General features: G+C 70.0%; 14 protein-coding genes. 1 reads left to right on the forward strand and 13 read right to left on the reverse strand.

Features of this window, described 5'->3' with window-relative positions:
* Positions 1–467: 467 nt before the first annotated feature.
* From EDF42_RS09710 to otsA, 13 genes are all read right to left on the reverse strand, one after another.
* Positions 468–1,238: a fumarylacetoacetate hydrolase family protein gene (locus EDF42_RS09710; RefSeq protein ID WP_111085932.1), complete on the reverse strand. Its 771-nt coding sequence runs from the start codon at positions 1,236–1,238 to the stop codon at positions 468–470.
* A 30-nt stretch (positions 1,239–1,268) separates the two neighbouring features.
* Positions 1,269–2,378 carry a branched-chain amino acid aminotransferase gene (locus EDF42_RS09715; protein ID WP_123339009.1) on the reverse strand — a complete coding sequence of 370 codons (1,110 nt, stop codon included), beginning with the start codon at positions 2,376–2,378 and terminating at the stop codon, positions 1,269–1,271.
* Between the two features lie 15 nt (positions 2,379–2,393).
* Positions 2,394–3,464 carry a 3-isopropylmalate dehydrogenase gene (locus EDF42_RS09720; RefSeq protein WP_123672211.1) on the reverse strand — a complete coding sequence of 357 codons (1,071 nt, stop codon included), beginning with the start codon at positions 3,462–3,464 and terminating at the stop codon, positions 2,394–2,396.
* Positions 3,464–5,053, reverse strand: coding sequence for a phosphoglycerate dehydrogenase (serA, locus tag EDF42_RS09725; protein ID WP_123292272.1), 1,590 nt, complete (start codon positions 5,051–5,053; stop codon positions 3,464–3,466). Before serA ends, EDF42_RS09720 begins: the two co-directional genes overlap by 1 nt.
* Positions 5,054–5,131: 78 nt before the next feature.
* Positions 5,132–5,512 carry a hypothetical protein gene (locus tag EDF42_RS09730; protein ID WP_123672212.1) on the reverse strand — a complete coding sequence of 127 codons (381 nt, stop codon included), beginning with the start codon at positions 5,510–5,512 and terminating at the stop codon, positions 5,132–5,134.
* Positions 5,509–5,973 (reverse strand): hypothetical protein, encoded by a 465-nt coding sequence (locus EDF42_RS09735; protein ID WP_111085937.1) that lies wholly within the window; start codon positions 5,971–5,973, stop codon positions 5,509–5,511. The genes EDF42_RS09730 and EDF42_RS09735 overlap by 4 nt, the downstream gene beginning before the upstream one ends.
* Before the next feature lie 61 nt (positions 5,974–6,034).
* Positions 6,035–7,225: a mannitol-1-phosphate 5-dehydrogenase gene (locus EDF42_RS09740; RefSeq protein ID WP_123292269.1), complete on the reverse strand. Its 1,191-nt coding sequence runs from the start codon at positions 7,223–7,225 to the stop codon at positions 6,035–6,037.
* Positions 7,226–7,437: 212 nt separating this feature from the next.
* Entirely contained in the window at positions 7,438–8,463 is a 1,026-nt protein-coding gene (gene ilvC / locus EDF42_RS09745) for a ketol-acid reductoisomerase (RefSeq protein ID WP_111085939.1), read from the reverse strand.
* Between the two features lie 51 nt (positions 8,464–8,514).
* On the reverse strand, positions 8,515–9,015 hold the full coding sequence (ilvN, locus tag EDF42_RS09750) for an acetolactate synthase small subunit (protein WP_022907763.1): 501 nt from the start codon (positions 9,013–9,015) through the stop codon (positions 8,515–8,517).
* The gene (locus EDF42_RS09755; RefSeq protein WP_123339005.1) at positions 9,012–10,835 is read right to left on the reverse strand and encodes an acetolactate synthase large subunit; all 1,824 of its coding nucleotides are present in this window, start codon (positions 10,833–10,835) and stop codon (positions 9,012–9,014) included. Before EDF42_RS09755 ends, ilvN begins: the two co-directional genes overlap by 4 nt.
* Positions 10,836–10,882: 47 nt before the next feature.
* Positions 10,883–12,577, reverse strand: coding sequence for a dihydroxy-acid dehydratase (gene ilvD / locus EDF42_RS09760; RefSeq protein ID WP_123292267.1), 1,695 nt, complete (start codon positions 12,575–12,577; stop codon positions 10,883–10,885).
* A gap of 92 nt (positions 12,578–12,669) precedes the next feature.
* Positions 12,670–13,452, reverse strand: coding sequence for a trehalose-phosphatase (gene otsB, locus EDF42_RS09765; RefSeq protein WP_123339004.1), 783 nt, complete (start codon positions 13,450–13,452; stop codon positions 12,670–12,672).
* Positions 13,445–15,037 carry an alpha,alpha-trehalose-phosphate synthase (UDP-forming) gene (otsA, locus tag EDF42_RS09770; RefSeq protein WP_123292265.1) on the reverse strand — a complete coding sequence of 531 codons (1,593 nt, stop codon included), beginning with the start codon at positions 15,035–15,037 and terminating at the stop codon, positions 13,445–13,447. Before otsA ends, otsB begins: the two co-directional genes overlap by 8 nt.
* A 135-nt stretch (positions 15,038–15,172) precedes the next feature.
* Between otsA and EDF42_RS09775 the strand changes: the two genes are divergently transcribed.
* Positions 15,173–17,674, forward strand: a complete 2,502-nt coding sequence (locus EDF42_RS09775) for a hypothetical protein (RefSeq protein ID WP_123672213.1) — start codon at positions 15,173–15,175, stop codon at positions 17,672–17,674.
* Positions 17,675–17,697 lie beyond the last annotated feature (23 nt).

A 17,697-nucleotide genomic window follows, 5' to 3' on the forward strand; every position in this document is an offset into this window, starting at 1 on the left:
TAAAAAAATACAGACCCAACACCCCAAAGGGCATCAGACCGAGTTGATTCTGACTGTTGACTGTCTACTGACAATCTTCAATCCAAAAGGAATTGCATCATGACCTGAACAACCAAAGCTGCCCAGGCACGAGGTCAATCAATAAATTGGCATTGACAATGTGCACGCTGTTGAGTTCTCAAGGACCAGACGCACTCCCCCGCTCGACACCCGAAGATGCTCCGCCAGAGAGGCTGGTGAATCCGCTGCCCGGGGAAGAACCGTGGCGGACAAGATCCCCGGGTAAACCCAGTGACCGTCTCAGCCGTTCCGTTCTACGCCGCCGTGGCAACGAGTGATTACTTTACGCAGGGACGAACGGCTGCGCCAAGCCAGGCCGCATCCCGGGCGTGTCGCCCGGAACGGCCCCGCACGCGGAACGGCCCGCTCCCCCGAGGGGGAACGGGCCGTCGTGGTGACGAGCCAGGTCAGTGGCGCGCGATCACCGGGTTCTTGAGCGTGCCGATGCCCGAGATCGTCACCTCGACGACCTCGCCGTCGCGGATCTGGCCGACCCCGGCGGGGGTACCGGTCAGGATGACGTCACCGGGCAGCAGGGTCCAGATCGACGACACGAACTCGACCAACGAGGGGATGTCGTGGACCATCTCGTTCGTCGAGCCCGCCTGGCGCAGGTCGCCGTCCACGCGGGTCTCGATGCGGATGTCCGACGGGTCGATCTCGGTCTCGATCACCGGACCGAGCGGGCAGAAGGTGTCGAACCCCTTCGAACGGGTCCACTGGCCGTCGCGGGCCTGCAGGTCGCGGGCGGTCACGTCGTTGGCGATCGTGTACCCGAGCACGACGCTCGCGAAGTCCTCGCGCCGGACGTTCTTGGCGAGCGATCCGATCACGATGGCGAGTTCGCCCTCGTGGTCGACGCGGCCGATGTCCGCCGGCAGACGGATGGGTTCGTCGGGTCCGATCACCGAGGTGTTCGGCTTGAGGAACACCACCGGGTCGTCGCCGGCGCGCTCGTCCATCTCCGAGGCGTGCTCGAGGTAGTTGAGCCCCACCCCGATGACCTTCGACCGCGGGATGACGGGGGCGAGGAGCTTGGCGTCGGCGAGTGCGACACGCTCCCCCGTGGTCTCGAACCCCTGGTACATCGGGTCTCCGGCGAGCACCACCAGGTGCCGCTCGTCGAGGATGCCGTACCGGGGGTCTTCACCCTTGCTGCTGAACCGTGCGATCTTCACCGTTCGACCCTACCCACGCTCGGACGTCGATCAGGACGCGTCGGTCAGCTTCGTCATCCACCCGTGCGGGTCGGGACGACGGCCGTACTGGATGTCGGTGAGCTCGTCGCGCAGGGACATCGTGAGTTCCCCGGCGCCCTCGGTCGGCGAACCGATCGTGAAGCCCTCGCCGCGGAGCTCCGCGATCGGGGTCACGACGGCGGCCGTCCCGCAGGCGAACGCCTCGGTGATGGAGCCGTCGGCCACACCGTCACGCCACTCGTCGAGGGTCACCCGGCGCTTCTCGACCGTGAGCCCGCGGTCCTCTGCCAACTGCAGGATCGAGTCGCGCGTGATGCCCTCGAGGATGGAGTCGGAGTCCGGCGTGACGAGCGTGCCGTCGGACTTCACGAGCACGACGTTCATGCCCCCGAGCTCTTCGAGGTACTTGCCCTCGACCGAGTCGAGGAACATGACCTGCTGGCACCCGTGCTCGTAGGCCTCCTGCTGGGGCAGCAGCGACGACGCGTAGTTGCCACCGGTCTTGGCGGCACCGGTCCCGCCCTTGCCGGCGCGGGCGTACTGGGTCGAGAGCCAGATCGAGACCGGCTTCGGGCCCGAGGTGAAGTACGCCCCGGCCGGGCTCGCGATGCAGTGGTACGCCACCGCCTGCGCAGCACGCACCCCCAGGAACGACTCGGTCGCGATCATGAACGGCCGGAGGTACAGGCTCGTCTCGGGCGCGGACGGCACCCAGTCGACGTCGGTCTGCACGAGCTGCCGGATCGACTCGACGAAGGCCTCGACCGGCAGTTCCGGCAGCGCCAGCCGACGGGCCGACCGCTGGAACCGACGAGCGTTGGCGTCCGGGCGGAAGGACCACACCGACCCGTCCGCGTGCCGGTACGCCTTGAGTCCCTCGAAGATCTCCTGCGCGTAGTGCAGCACGCTGGCGCTGGGGTCGAGCGAGAGCGGGCCGTAGGGGTGGACCGAGGCACCGTGCCAACCGCCGTCGAGCGTCCACTCGACGGTGGCCATGTGGTCCGTGAAGTGCTTGCCGAAACCCGGGTCGGCGAGGATCTCCTCGCGCTCGGCGGCGGCGCGACGGTCCGCGGACGGGGTGGTGGCGAACTCGAGTCCGAAGGCGGTGTCGGTGCTCATGGGGAGGGCTCCTTCTCAGGCGGTGGTGGTGCGTGCCGTGGCCGCGGCGGCGATGGCGTCGCCGATCTCGGCCGTGCGACGCTGCGTGGTGCCCCGGTCTGCCAGGTCCGCCTCGACGGCCCGCGTCACCGCCGTCGCGAGGTCGCTGCGACCGATGTGGTCGAGCAGCAGTGCGACGGAGAGGATGGCGGCCGTGGGATCGGCCTTCTGCTGACCCGCGATGTCTGGCGCGGAGCCGTGGACCGGCTCGAACATGCTGGGGAAGGTGCCGTCCGGGTTGATGTTGCCCGAGGCCGCCAGACCGATGCCGCCGCTGATCGCGCCGGCCAGGTCGGTGATGATGTCGCCGAAGAGGTTGTCGGTGACGATGACGTCGAACCTAGCAGGATCCCGCACCATGTGGATGGTGACCGCATCGACGTGCTGGTAGTCCACCGTGACGTCCGGGAACTCCGCCCCGACGGCCGCGACCGTGCGCTGCCACAGGGCCCCGGCGTGCACCAGGACGTTGCTCTTGTGCACGAGCGTGAGGTGCTTCCGTGCCCGACGGTTCGCCAGGTCGAAGGCGTAGCGGACGACTCGCTCGACACCGAACGCGGTGTTCAGCGAGACCTCGGTCGCGATCTCCTGCGGCGTGCCCATGCGGATCGCTCCCCCGTTGCCGACGTACGGCCCCTCGGTGCCCTCGCGCACGACGACGAAGTCCACCGCGCCCGGGTCGGCGAGCGGCGTCGCGACGGCGTCGTGGACCTTGGTCGGTCGCAGGTTGACGTAGTGGTCGAACGCGAAGCGCAGCTTCAGCAGGAGCCCACGCTCGATGATCCCGCCGGCGAGCCGGGGGTCGCGGGGGTCCCCGCCGACCGCTCCGAGCAGGATCGCGTCGTGCGACGCGATGGCGGACATGTCGTCCTCGGTGAGGATGTCGCCGGTCTCGAGGTAGTGCGTCGCACCGAGGGAGAACGGGGTCTCCTCGATGACGAGGTCGTCCGGGGTCACGGCGTGCAGGACCTTGAGGGCCTCGTCGACGACCTCTGGACCGATGCCGTCCCCGCGGATCACCGCGAGCTGGAGCGTCCGGACGGCCATCAGAGCGTGATGTCGATCTCGCGGAGCGAGGAGGCGTCGATCGCCCGGCCGACGTGCTCGAGGATCTCGGCGGGCACCGGCGAGTCGACGGTGAGGACGCTGAGCGCCTGGCCGCCGGCGGCTTCGCGCGAGATCTGCATCGCCGCGATGTTGATGCCGGCCTCACCGAACTCCTTGCCGTAGACCGCGACGATGCCCGGGCGGTCGACGTACTCCATGACGACGTGGTGCCGGTCGAGCGGGACCTCGACGTCGTGCCCGTTGATCTCGACGAGCTTCTCGACCTGCTTGGGGCCGGTGAGCGTGCCGGAGACGCTGATCGCGGGGCCGTCGGACTGGGCGCCGCGGATCGTGAGCACGTTGCGGTACTCGGGGCTGTCGGTCTCGGTGATGAGCCGCACGGTGACACCGCGCTGCTCCGCGATGAGCGGGGCGTTGACGTAGGAGACCTGGTCGCTGACGACGTCGGTGAAGACGCCCTTGAGCGCCGCGAGCTTGAGCACGCTGACGTCGTACTCGGCGAGCTCGCCGTGGACCTCGACGTCGATGCTCGTGACGGGCGACGTCGCGAGGGCCGTGAAGACCTGGCCGAGCTTCTCGACGAGCGGGATGCCGGGGCGGACGTACGGGTCGATGACGCCGCCGGCGACGTTGACCGCGTCCGGCACGAGCTCGCCGCCGAGGGCGAGACGCACCGACTTGGCGACCGAGACGCCGGCCTTCTCCTGCGCTTCGTCCGTCGAGGCACCCAGGTGCGGCGTGACGACGACGTTGGGCAGTGAGACGAGCGGGGAGTCCTTCGGGGGCTCCGACACGAAGACGTCGAGACCGGCACCCGCGATGGTGTTCGCGGTCAGTGCACGGTGCAGGGCGTCCTCGTCGATCAGGCCGCCGCGGGCGACGTTCACGACGAACGCCGTCGGCTTCATGAGCGCGAACTGGTCGTCCGAGATCATGCCGAGGGTCTCGGGCGTGCGCGGCATGTGGATCGTGACGAAGTCGGCACGCCGCAGCAGGTCGTCGAGCGAGACGAGCTCGACCCCGAGCTGCTGGGCGCGGGCCGTCGTGACGTAGGGGTCGTACGCGATCACCTGGACGCCGAAGGCCTGCAGGCGCTGCGTGATGAGCGCGCCGATGCGGCCGAGACCGATGATGCCGACGGTCTTCTCGTAGAGCTCGACGCCGGTGTACGACGAGCGCTTCCACGCACCGGCGGCGAGCGACGCGTGCGCGGCCGGGATGTGGCGGGCGAGCGACAGGATGTGCCCGACGGTGAGCTCGGCGGCGGAGATGATGTTCGACGTCGGCGCGTTCACCACCATGACACCGGCGGTGGTCGCCGCCTTGATGTCGACGTTGTCCAGGCCGACACCGGCACGGGCGACGACCTTGAGGTTCGGGGCCGCGGCGATCGCCTCGGCATCGACCTTGGTGGCGGAACGCACCAGCACGGCATCCGCGTCGGCGAGGGCCGACAGGAGCGCGGGGCGGTCGGTGCCGTCCACGTTCCGGATCTCGAAGTCGGGCCCGAGGGCGTCGACCGTGGCGGGCGAGAGTTCTTCGGCGATCAGGACGACCGGCTTCGACACAGCTGCTGTTTCCTCACGAGAGACGGTTGGTATCCCACCATGCTATCGACGTGCGCGGCCCGTTACGACCGCGGGCGCCTAGAACTGCAGCAGGCTCGGCACGAACAGCTGCAGGTCGAGCCAGAGGGCGCCCGCCGCCGCGAAGGCGAGGACGAACACGGCGAGGGTGACCGCGAGCCGCGCACGACGCGTGATCACCAGGGCGACCACGAAGGCGACCGGGGCGATCAGGATGTCCAGGACCAGCCACAGCCAGGGCGTGCTGGCCTGCAGCGACTCGCCACCGGAGGTGGTCGCGAGGAACGCGTTGAACTCGTCCACCCGCTGCGAGATCTGCGTGAGGTTCCCCACCGCCTGCACCGTCATGTAGGCGAACAGCACGGCGAACACGAGCCAGACCGCGATGCGGCCGACGACCGGACCGCGCGACCGGCGGCCGACCGGCGTCGCGGCGGTCACCCGAAGCTCCGCGTCAGCAGGAACGGCCACGGGAACAGCACCACGGCACCGAGCAGCATCCAGAGCAGTCGTGTCCGGGTCCGGCTGCCGCGGGCGGCCCACAGCACCACCGTGAACCACAGCGCCGGCGCCAGGATGGCGAGGAACCGGAGCACCTCGACGAAGACCGTCAGGACGGTGTCGACACCCGAGACGTACGAGGTCGACGCCGTCAGCAGCCAGGCGACCGTGTAGAGCAGGTAGAGCCCACCGAACACGCCGAACCCGACGAGGGCGCCGGAGGTCTCCGGTGCCTCGGGGTCGCGGTCGCCACGGTCCTTGACGGCGACCGGGTTGTGCGCGGCGTCGACGTGGGTGGCGTCGTCGGCGTCACCCCAGCTGAGCGCCTCGTCGTCGTGGTCGACGGCGTTCGTCACGTCCGGGTCGACCGACCCGTCGGGTGGGGATGCTGCCGTGTTCATGCCTCGATCCTACGAGGGACCGGCGCACGGGGAGACCACGGGTTCCCGGTGGGAGGTGCGCTCAGGCGTCGGCGGGCTGCGTCGCGAGCACCTCGGCGACGACGTCGCGCACGGCGGGGAAGAGCGGGTGGCTCTCCATCAGGCCGGTGAGGATCTCGGTGAGCGCGTGCGCCGTCGCGCCGGAGCGGAGCAGCGCGTGCAGCTCGATCGACTCCGGGTCGTTCTCGTCGTCGAACGCGAGCGCGACGCGGACGGCCCCGAGCAGGTGCTCGACCGGCAACCCGCGTTCGGCGAGCTGCGCGGCGGGACCGACGAAGCGCTCGCGTCGGCCGAGCTTGCGGAGCGGGTTGCGTCCGACGCGCACGGTGGTGTCGGGCAGGTGCGGGTTCGCGATGCGCGACAGGTTCGCCGCGACGTACCGAGCGTGGTCCTCCGGGTCGAAGCCGTGCTTCGCAACAAGGAGCGCGGTGGTCTCGGCGAGCACGCCGTCGACCTCGGCACGGACGGCGTCGTCCTCGAGGGCTTCACGGATGAGCCGGATGCCCCGGACGTAGCCGTGGTAGGCGGCCGTCGCGTGCGCGGTGTTCACCGTGTAGAGCTTGCGCTCGACGAAGGGCTGCAGGTCGTCGACCCAGGTGACGCCCTCGATCGTCGGGGGTTCGGCGTCGGAGCCGAGGAACGGCGTGCGCTCGATGACCCACTCGTAGAAGGGCTCGAGCACGACGTCGAGGCCGCCGGACTGCCCGAGCACGCCGGACTGGTCGGGGACGATCCGGTCGATGGCGCAGTTCGCGAAGACCGCGGCGATGTCGCGGTCCTCGAGCACCGGCGCCCGCCGGATGCTCGCGTGCAGGGAGTCGGTGGCGTTGAACGCGTTCTCACACGCCACGATCGTGACGTCGCCGCGCTCGAGCGGACGTGCCGCGAGTCCCTCGGCGATGAGCGGTGCGACGAGCGGGAGCGTCCGGGCACCGACGGCGGTCGTCACGACGTCCGCCTCGGCGATCGCCTGGATCACGCGGTCGCGGTCGGTCTTGCTGCTGAGCGCCCGGAAGCCGTAGACGAGGTGCTCGACCGGCATCTCGCCGACCTCGTGCACCACGAAGCGTCCGGCTTCGTTCAACGCGGACACCACACGGTCGTCGACGTCGACGAAGGTGAGCTCGTAGCCGCTCGCCACGAGGAACTGGCCCACGAACCCACGCCCGATCTTGCCGGCGCCGATGTGGACCGCTCGTTTCGTCACCGCCATCCGATGATCATCCCATGCTGGTCGGTCCGCCCCTGACCGCTCGTGCGGACCGCGGACGACGGCTGTCGCACATCGTCCGGGCGCACGCCGACGGGACGCCGGTCCACGGCGTCGGGGCTGGAGAAGAGCTGCTGCATAACGTTCGGGTCACGTCGCGAGGCGGCGGTGCAAGGGCTGCACCGCCGCCTCGTCATCGAGTGTTCCTCGGAAGACTACCGCGCTGCCGAGCCGTCCACGTAGTCGCCGTCGTTCTGCTTCCACGCGAAGAGCGCGCGGAGCTCGCGGCCGGTCGCCTCGATCGGGTGGCCCTCGCCCTTGGCGCGGAGCGCCTTGAACTCGGGTGCGCCGGCGTCCTGGTCGTCGATGAAGCGCTTCGCGAAGGCACCGTTCTGGATGTCCGCGAGCACCGCCTTCATGTTCTCCTTGACGTCGGGCGAGATCACGCGCGGGCCGGAGACGTAGTCACCGAACTCGGCGGTGTCGGAGATCGACCAGCGCTGCTTGGTGAGGCCGCCCTCCCAGATCAGGTCGACGATCAGCTTGAGCTCGTGCAGGACCTCGAAGTACGCGATCTGCGGCTGGTAGCCCGCCTCGACCAGGGTCTCGAAGCCGTACTGGATGAGCTGCGAGGTACCACCGCACAGGACGGCCTGCTCGCCGAACAGGTCGGTCTCGGTCTCCTCGGTGAAGGTCGTCTTGATGCCGCCGGAGCGCAGCCCACCGATGGCCTTCGAGTACGACCAGGCGAGGTCCCAGGCGGAACCCGACGCGTCGACCTCGACGGCGACGATCACGGGGACGCCACGGCCGGCCTCGTACTCGCGACGGACGGTGTGACCCGGGCCCTTCGGGGCGACGAGCGACACGTCGACGCCCTCGGGCGCCTCGATGTAGCCGAAGCGGATGTTGAAGCCGTGGCCGAAGACGAGCGTCGCGCCCGGCTTGAGGTTCGGACGGATGTCGTCGGCGTAGACGATGCGCTGGACCTGGTCCGGCGCGAGGATGACGACGACGTCGGCCCAGGCGGTGACGTCGGCCGGGGTGAGGACCTCGAAGCCGGCCTCTTCGGCCTTCTGGCGGCTCTTCGAGCCCTCCTTGAGGCCGATCTTGACCTCGACACCCGAGTCACGGAGGTTGAGGGCGTGGGCGTGGCCCTGCGAGCCGTACCCGATGACGGCGACCTTCTTGCCCTGGATGAGCGTCAGGTCGGCGTCGGCGTCGTACACGATGTCAGTCACGAGGGTGTGTCTCCTTGGTTCTGGTGGATTGTGGGGGTGGCGGACCGCTGGTCAGCGCACCCGGTCGGTGATGCTCTTCGGTCCGCGGCCCATGCCGAGGAGTCCCGCACGGGCGAGCTCCTTGATGCCGTAGGGCTCGAGGACGCGGAGGATCGCCTGGATCTTGCCGGGGTCTCCGGTCACCTCGACGATGAGCGAGTCGTTCGCGACGTCGACGACCTGTGCGCGGAACAGGTTCACTGCCTCGAGCACGGCCGACCGTGTCTGGTTGTCGACACGGACCTTCACGAGCATGTGCTCGCGCTGGACGGACTGCGAGAAGTCCAGTTCGACGATCTTGATGACGTTGACGAGCTTGTTGAGCTGCTTCGTCACCTGCTCGAGCGGGAGGTCCTCGACGTCGACGACGACGGTGATCCGGCTGAGGCCGTCGACCTCGGTGTTGCCGACGGCGAGCGACTCGATGTTGAACCCGCGGCGGGCGAACAGGCCCGCGACACGGGTCAGCAGACCGGGCTTGTCCTCGACGAGGAGGGACAGGACGTGGCTCATGCGGTTTCCCCCGTCATGTCGGCGTCCTCGTCGTCCCAGGTGGGTGCGAGGGCCTGGGCGTACTCGATGGACGAGTTGCTGACTCCCTGCGGGACCATCGGCCAGACCATCGAGTCACGGCTCACGACGAAGTCGATCACCACGGGGCGGTCGTTCGTCTCGAGTGCGAGCTGGATGGCGGCGTCGACCTCGTCGGCCTTCTCGACGCGGATGCCGAGGGCGCCGTACGCGTCCGCCAGCTTCACGAAGTCGGGCACACGCCGCGAGTCGTGACCGGTCTCGAGGTCGGTGAACGAGTGGCGGCCGTCGTAGAACAGCGTCTGCCACTGCCGCACCATGCCGAGCGACGAGTTGTTGATGATCGCGACCTTGATCGGGATGTCGTTGATGACGCAGGTCGCGAGTTCCTGGTTCGTCATCTGGAAGCAGCCGTCGCCGTCGATCGCCCAGACCACGCGTTCCGGCTGGGCGACCTTCGCGCCCATCGCCGCGGGGACGGAGTAGCCCATCGTGCCCGCGCCGCCGGAGTTCAGCCAGGCGTTCGGACGCTCGTACTTGATGAACTGCGCCGACCACATCTGGTGCTGCCCGACACCCGAGGCGTAGACGGCCTCGGGACCGGAGAGCTCGCCGATGCGCTTGATGATGGCCTGCGGGGCGAGCAGCCCGTCGGTCGGCTCGGCGTACCCGAGCGGGAAGTCGACCTTGAGCTGGCGGAGCTTCGTCCACCAGTCGGCCGTCGAGGCGCGGTCGTCGACGGCGATGCCGCCCCACGCGTCGAGCAGGTCGACCAGGACCTCACGGGCGTCGCCCACGATCGGGACGTCGGCGAAGCGGATCTTCGAGATCTCGGCCGGGTCGATGTCGACGTGCACGACCTTGGCGTTCGGCGCGAACTCGTCGGCCTTGCCCGTCACGCGGTCGTCGAAGCGGGCACCGAGCGCGATGATCAGGTCGCTGTCCTGCAGACCGAGCACCGCCGGGACGGTGCCGTGCATGCCGGGCATGCCGAGGTGCTGCGGGTGCGAGTCCGGGAAGGCACCGCGTGCCATCAGCGTCGTCACGACGGGCGCCCCCGTCGCCTCGGCGAAGCGGAGCAGCTCGGCGGTCGCGCGGGAGCGGATCACGCCGCCACCGACGTAGAGCACCGGACGCTCGGCCTCGGACAGGAGCTGCGCGGCCGCGGTGATCTGCTTGCCGTGCGCCTTGGTGACCGGTCGGTAGCCGGGCAGGTCGATCTTGGGAGGCCAGACGTAGGGCGCCGACTTCTGCTGGGCGTCCTTCGTGATGTCGACCAGCACGGGGCCAGGCCGACCGGTCGTCGCGATGAGGTGCGCCGCGGCCAGGGTCGCCGGAACGTCGGCCGGGTCCGTGACCAGGAACGAGTGCTTCGTGATCGGCATCGTGATGCCGACGATGTCGGCTTCCTGGAACGCGTCGGTCCCCATCAGCGTCGAGAACACCTGGCCGGTGATCGCGATGAAGGGCACCGAGTCCATGTAGGCGTCGGCGATGGCCGTGACGAGGTTCGTCGCACCGGGGCCGGACGTCGCGATGGCGACACCGACCTTGCCGGACGCCGAGGCGTAGCCCTCGGCGGCGTGGCCGGCGCCCTGCTCGTGGCGGACGAGGATGTGGCGGATCGTCTTCGACGCCATGAGCTCGTCGTAGAACGGGATGATGGCACCGCCCGGCAGGCCGAAGACGTCGGTGATCCCGAGGTGCTCGAGCGTCCGGAGGACGGCTCCCGAGCCGGTCAGGATCTCCGGCGACCGGCGTGCACCGGCGGCCGCGGACAGCGGAGTTGCTTCCGTGGGCATGAGGTGGTCCTTGCCTGGAGAGGTGGCGATGGTGCGTGTGTCGAACGCTAGCCCGTGACCGCGCCCTGGGCGGCGGACTTCACGAGCTTGGCGTACTTCGCGAGGACTCCGCGGGTGTAGCGCGGGGGCAGCGGGGCCCAGCCGTCACGGCGGGCCTCCAGCTCGGTCGGGTCGACCAGTAGGTCGAGCGAGCGAGCCGCGATGTCGACACGGATGCGGTCGCCATCGCGCACGAAGGCAACTGGACCTGCGTCCACTGCCTCGGGTGCGATGTGGCCGATGCACAGGCCGGTTGTGCCGCCTGAGAATCGTCCGTCGGTCAAGAGTAGTACATCCTTGCCGAGGCCCGCGCCCTTGATGGCTGCGGTGATGGCGAGCATCTCCCGCATGCCCGGGCCGCCCTTGGGACCCTCGTAGCGGATGACGACGACGTCGCCCTTCTGGATCTTGCCCTCGGTGAGGGCGTCCATCGCGGCACGCTCGCGGTCGAACACCCGCGCGGGGCCCTCGAACACCTCGGCGTCGAAGCCCGCGGTCTTCACCACGGCACCCTCGGGGGCGAAGGTCCCCTGCAGGACGGTCAGGCCGCCGGTCTCGTGGATCGGGTTGTCGAGCGTGCGGAAGACCTCGCCGTCGAGCGCCGGCGGGTCGATCTCGGCCAGGTTCTCGGCGACGGTCTTGCCCGTGACGGTGAGGCAGTCACCGTGCAGCAGGCCGGCGTCGAGCAGCGCCTTCATGATCACCGGGATGCCGCCGTTGCGGTCGACGTCGACCATGACGTACTTGCCGAAGGGCTTCATGTCGGCCAGGTGCGGGACCTTCGAACCGATGCGGTTGAAGTCGTCCAGCGACAGCTCGACCTCGGCCTCGTAGGCGATGGCGAGCAGGTGCAGGATGACGTTGGTGGAGCCTCCGAGGGCCATCGCCACGGCGATCGCGTTCTCGAAGGCTTCCTTCGTCAGGATCTGGCGGGCGGTGATCCCGTGCTCGAGCATGTTCACCACGGCCTCGCCAGAGCGGTGCGCGTAGTAGTCACGGCGGCGGTCGGCGCTCGGCGGGGCGGCGGAGCCCGGCAGCGACATGCCGAGGGCCTCGGCCACGCTCGCCATGGTGTTGGCCGTGTACATGCCACCGCAGGCACCCTCGCCCGGGACGATGGCGCACTCGATCTTCTTCAGCTCTTCCTCGGACATGGTGCCCGCCTTGCAGGCACCGACGCCCTCGAAGGAGTCGATGATCGTGACTTCCTTCATCGTGCCGTCGGCCTGCTTCACGTAGCCCGGCATGACCGAGCCCGCGTACAGGAACACGCTCGCCAGGTCGAGGCGTGCGGCGGCCATGAGCATGCCCGGCAGGGACTTGTCGCAGCCGGCGAGCAGGACGGTGCCGTCGAGGCGCTCGGCGTTGACGACGGTCTCGACGCTGTCGGCGATGACCTCGCGCGAGACGAGCGAGAAGTGCATGCCCTCGTGGCCCATCGAGATGCCGTCCGAGACGGAGATGGTGCCGAACTGCAGCGGGTAGCCGCCGCCGGAGTGGACGCCTTCCTTGGCGCCCTGTGCGAGGCGGTCGAGCGAGAGGTTGCAGGGCGTGATCTCGTTCCACGAGGACGCGATGCCGATCTGCGGCTTGCTCCAGTCCTCGTCTCCCATACCGACGGCCCGCAGCATGCCACGCGAGGTGGTTGCTTCGATCCCGTCGGTGACGACCCGGCTGCGCGGCTTGACGTCGATATCAGGCATGGAGCGAGTCTAGGACGCTTTGGGATACCAGTTGGACAACAACATGCGTTCGCATGTTCTGGAGTCCGACCGGGAGGCCCGGATCACCCTGGTCAGCGCGTCGCACGGATCCTCGCGAGCTGCTTCAGGACACCCGTCAGCGCCGCCGGGTCCGCGATGCGGTACCCGGCACGGGTCTCCCCCGGGCCCACCTTCACGCCGACGTCGCCGTCGGCGAGCACGCGGAAGCCGTCCTCGTCGGTGACGTCGTCACCGGCGAAGAACACCGCGTCGGCACCGTGGAGCTCGCGCAGCCGGGCGATCGCGTCGCCCTTCGTGACGTGCCGGACGGCGAACTCGACGATGTCCTTGCCACCGCGCTCGAGCACGTCGGCGTCGGCCTCGTGCGCCGCGCGGCTCGCGTCGGCGTTCGCCTGCGCGGCGACTTCGGCGCTCACGCGACGGGTGTGCACGCCGTGGCCGGCCGGCTTGTGCTCGATGACGACGCCGGGGTACCGCGCGCCGACCTCGTCGAGCGCCGCACCGATCCGTGCGACCCGGGCGACCTCGTCGTCGGTCAGGGCGGCCTCGTCGTGGCCGTCCACGCGCCACTCGACACCGTGCGACCCGACCAGCGCCATGTCCTGCGGCGCGTGCGACACGGCCGCGAGGCTGCCGAGCGGACGACCGGAGACGAGCACGACCTCGGTGTCCTTCGCACGGTGCAGGGTCAGGACCGCTGCCCACGAGCCCGGCAGGGCGCCCACCTGCGACGGCTCGTCGGCGAACGGCGCGAGCGTGCCGTCGAAGTCGAGGGCGACGATGAGTCGCGGCGCAGCCGCGAGCGTCTCGAGAGCCGTGTCGATGGCGGTCTGGTCGGTGGTGGTCTCAGTCATCACGTGCCTCCCGGGTGTCCTCGGCAGCCCTGGCGGACTGGGCGTCCTGGTCGAAGATCGACATGTTGTCGGTCTGCGCCTCACGGTGTCGGTCCGCCGGGTCGGTGGCGGACGGGTCGAGCTGGGCGTTCCGCGGCGCGTGCCGGTCGAGCGCCTCGAGGAACGAGCGCGACCAGCGCGCCACGTCGTTGTCACGCACGCGCTTCCGGAGCGCACGCATGCGTGTCGAGCGCTCGCGGCGCGGCATCTCGATCGCGCGCTCGATGCTGTCCTTCAGCGCGCCGATGTCGTGCGGGTTGACGATGACGGCCTGCTTCAGTTCGTCGGCGGCACCGGCGAACTCGGACAGGATGAGCACCCCGTCGCTGTCGAAGCGGGCCGCGACGTACTCCTTCGCGACGAGGTTCATGCCGTCGCGCAGTGCGGTGACGAGCATGATGTCGGCGGCCAGGTAGAGCGCCACCATCTCCTCGCGCGGGTAGCCGTGGTGCAGGTACGAGATCGGTTGGTGGCCGATGACCCCGAGGTCGCCGTTGATGCGGCCGACGCTCAGCTCGATCTCGTCGCGGAGCGTGGCATAGGTGTCGACGCGCTCGCGGCTCGGGCTCGCGACCTGGATGAGGGCGGCGTCCTCGACCTTGATGCGGCCGTCCTCGACGAGCTCGCCGAAGGCCTTGATGCGGTGCCGGATGCCCTTGGTGTAGTCGAGGCGGTCGACCCCGAGCAGCACCGTCTTCGGGTTGCCGAGGCTCTCGCGGATCTCGCGGGCACGCTCCTGCACCTCGGGACGGCGCGCGATGTCCTCGAAGGCCTCGGCGTCGATCGAGATCGGGAAGTGCCGGGCCTCGACGTGGCGGACCGTGATCCCCTTGCGGCTGCGCGGCGCGTCCGGGTCGTCGACGGGGACGTCGATCGTCTGCCCCTTCGTCGTGTAGCCCTTGATGTGACGGACCGCGCGGAGGAAGTCGCTCGCATCGTCGTGGCGCTGGAAGCCGATGACGTCGGCGCCGAGCAGGCCGTCCAGGATCTGCGCGCGCCAGGGCAGCTGGGCGTAGATGCCGACCGGCGGGAACGGGATGTGGTTGAAGAAGCCGATCGTCAGGTCGGGACGCTTGGCCCGGAGCAGTGCCGGCACGAGTTGCAGCTGGTAGTCCTGCACCCAGACGATGCCGTCCTGCTCGGTGATCTCGGCGATCTGGGCGGCGAAGCGCTCGTTGACCCGCTTGTACGCGTTCCACCAGTCGCGGTGGTAGCTCGGGTGCTCGATGACGTCGTGGTAGAGCGGCCAGAGGGTGTCGTTGCTGAAGCCCTCGTAGTACTCCTCGACGTCGTCGTCGGACAACGGGACCGGCACGATGTGGATGCCCTCGTTGTCGAACGGCTCGACCTCGACCTCGGGCTGGCCGACCCAGCCGACCCAGGCCCCGTCGTTCGCGCGCATCACGGGCTCGAGGGCGGTGACGAGGCCACCGGGCGAGTGCCGCCATCCCTCGTTGCCGTCCTGGTCGACGACCCGGTCCACCGGCAGGCGGTTCGAGGCGACGACGAAGGCGTACTTGGTGGAGGAACGAGAAGGCGCAGACACGGTGGGAACCTACCAGCGCCCGGACAGCGGATTCACGGCGGATCGGCGGGTTCCGCTACGCTGCGGGTGCGTGTCGGGGGGACACGGGTGCTGGCGTGCGGCATCGGCCTCCCGGTCGGAGAGGACCCACCAGCCATGAGCGAGAACCCGCCGAACCCGCCCGTCCCGCCGGGGCAGCCCGGCCCGCAGTCGTCGGATGCGTTCGGTCGCCTGCTGCGGTCCGTGTCCAGCCGTGACTGGCTGGCGGCCGTGCTCGCCGCCGTCGGTGGCTGGGTCGCCGCCTACGTGGTCGCCGCGATCTCGCTGCTCCTCACCGTCGCCGTGCTGGCAGCGGGCGGATCCGGATCCGGATCCGTCGGGTCGGGGTCGACCGGCACCGGGACCGACCTCGGCGCCGGGAGCACCCCCGACGTCCAGTCGCTGCTGTCCGGCGTCAGCGTCCTGCTCGGCACCCCCGCCCAGCTCGTCGCCCTCGCCGACCTCGGCCGCCTGCACCTGTCCGGCTCGATCGGCTTCCTCGGGTCAGGGTCGGGCGCGCTCGCGGTCGTCCCGGCGCTCGTGCTCGCCGCGCAGGTCGTGCTGGCCGTCGTGCTCACCCGTCGCATCCGCACCCGCGGCCTCGGGCGCACCCCGATCCTGCTGACCGCCGTCCTGTCCGGGCTGGTGACCACGGTGCTGACCAACGCCGCCGCGGGCATCCTCGCCATCCGGTTCCCCGCCGTCTCCGGCGCCTCCATCGACCCCGTGCACGCGGTCGGCCTCGGCAGCATCCTCGGCGCCTTCGTGATCGGCGCACTCGCAGCGGTGTTCGCACGCCCGTCGGCCCTCCTCGGCCGGAACGTGTTCGCCGGTCGCGTCCTCGGCACGCTGCGCGTCGCGGCGTCGCAGCTCACGGTGCTCGTCGTGCTGGTGACGGTCGTCGTCATCGTCGTCGCCCTGGTCGCACAGCCCTCGTGGGGCGCAGCGCTGCCGGTGCTCGTCGGCAACGTCGCGGTCGGCCTCACCGCCCTCGGGTTCCTCGGCGGCGTCGGGCTGTCCGGCTTCGGCTCGGCGGGCAGCACGGCGTCGGTCTTCGGCGGCGCCGGCGGCTGGACCTGGCTCGTCGTCCTGCTCGTCGTCGTGACCTCGGTCGTCGCGGGCCTCGCACTCGCCGTCCGCCGCAACGACCGGTTCCGCACCACGCTGGACTGGGTCGTGACCCCGGTCGTCTGGTTCGCCCTCGGACTCCTGCTCTTCGTGCTCGGCACCGGGCTGGTGTCCTACCAGGCGACGGGCATCAGCGCCGTCAGCGGGACCGGTTCGATCGGGATCGCACCGTGGACGCCGCTCGTGTTCGCGCTGTGGGGCGGCGCGATCGAGGCCGTGGCACGGTACCTCGCGCCCGTGCTGCTCCCCCGCCTCGGCGGTGGCGTGGTGCTGCGGATCTCGCGCCTCGTCGGAGCGGACCCGCGCCCCACGGCCGCACCGACCTTCCCGGCAGCGACTCCGGCGTCCCCGCCGGCCGGCTCGGCATTTCCGCCGGCCGGCCCGGCGTTCCCGCCGGCAGACCCTGCGTTCCCGTCGGCGGCGCCCGCGGGCGACCCGGCAGCAGCAGCGTGGGCGGCGACGCCCGGCGTCGGCCACCCCGGTCAGCCGGAACAGCCCTTCGTCGGCGGCGGCGTTCCCGCACCCGCTCCGATGTCGCCGCGCGCCAAGAAGGTCCTGGTCCGCTCGCTCATCGCCGGTGGCGCCGTGGTCGTCGTCGTCATCGCGGGTGCCGTCACCACCGGGGTGCTCCGGGCCAACGTGTGGGGTCCGGCCCCGACCGTGAAGTCCTACGTCCAGGCCATCGCGAAGGGCGACGCCGACACCGCCGCGCGACTCAGCGAGGTACCGGCCGACGCCGCCATGCTCGACACCGCGGTGCTGAAGAGCGCGAAGGACCGCCCGTCGGACATCCGCGTGGGCCGCGTCTCGACGAGCGGTGACAACGCCGTGGCCACGGTGAGCTACACCCAGGACGGCAAGAACCGCTCCGGCCCGGTCAGCCTCCGCCGCACCGGCACCGCGTTCCTGGTGAAGGACGAGTGGCGCGTCACCGAGCCGCTCGCCCAGACCGTCACCCTGACCGCGTCCGAGGTGCTCGAGGGCGCACCGGTCACGGTCGGCGGCAAGGAGATCGGCGAGATCAGCGACGGCCGGTTCACCTCGCTCGCCTACCCCGGCACCTACGAGGTGCAGGTCGGCGGGACGAAGTACTTCACCGGCGGCACCGAGCAGGTGTCGGTCGGCGCGACGTCCTCCGGGTACGTCGACTTCACCCCCACCGCCACGAAGGCGCTGCAGCAGGACGCCGAGCGGTACGTGTCCGACCTGATCGACGGCTGCGCGGAGAAGACCGACCTCAGCGCACTGAGCGGGTGCCCCTGGTACGGCCCGTACGACGCCGACGGTGCGGTGCGCTACGACGTCACGACCATGCCGGAGATCGAGGTCGAGGCCTCCGGTTCGGGCACGGTCGTCGTGCAGAGCACGAAGGACGGTGTCGTCGAGTACGACTACACCTCGTACTTCGGGGACGCGGAGCACGGTGAGGACAGCTTCGACGTGAACCAGTACCTGAAGGTCGAGGACGGGAAGCTCGTCTCCGCCTACTGACGCACCACCGCACGCGACGACGG

The sequence above is a fragment of the Curtobacterium sp. PhB172 genome, assembly GCF_003752545.1.
Taxonomy (GTDB): domain Bacteria; phylum Actinomycetota; class Actinomycetes; order Actinomycetales; family Microbacteriaceae; genus Curtobacterium.

Bases quoted from the DNA above. Each gene is read 5' to 3' on its own strand.
- EDF42_RS09720 (WP_123672211.1), bottom strand. From the start codon at position 3,464: ATGGCCGTCCGGACGCTCCAGCTCGCGGTGATCCGCGGGGACGGCATC.
- EDF42_RS09735 (WP_111085937.1), bottom strand. From the start codon at position 5,973: ATGAACACGGCAGCATCCCCACCCGACGGGTCGGTCGACCCGGACGTG.
- EDF42_RS09740 (WP_123292269.1), bottom strand. From the start codon at position 7,225: ATGGCGGTGACGAAACGAGCGGTCCACATCGGCGCCGGCAAGATCGGG.
- EDF42_RS09715 (WP_123339009.1), bottom strand. From the start codon at position 2,378: ATGAGCACCGACACCGCCTTCGGACTCGAGTTCGCCACCACCCCGTCC.
- otsB (WP_123339004.1), bottom strand. From the start codon at position 13,452: ATGACTGAGACCACCACCGACCAGACCGCCATCGACACGGCTCTCGAG.
- EDF42_RS09775 (WP_123672213.1), top strand. From the start codon at position 15,173: ATGAGCGAGAACCCGCCGAACCCGCCCGTCCCGCCGGGGCAGCCCGGC.
- ilvN (WP_022907763.1), bottom strand. From the start codon at position 9,015: ATGAGCCACGTCCTGTCCCTCCTCGTCGAGGACAAGCCCGGTCTGCTG.
- EDF42_RS09755 (WP_123339005.1), bottom strand. From the start codon at position 10,835: ATGCCCACGGAAGCAACTCCGCTGTCCGCGGCCGCCGGTGCACGCCGG.
- ilvD (WP_123292267.1), bottom strand. From the start codon at position 12,577: ATGCCTGATATCGACGTCAAGCCGCGCAGCCGGGTCGTCACCGACGGG.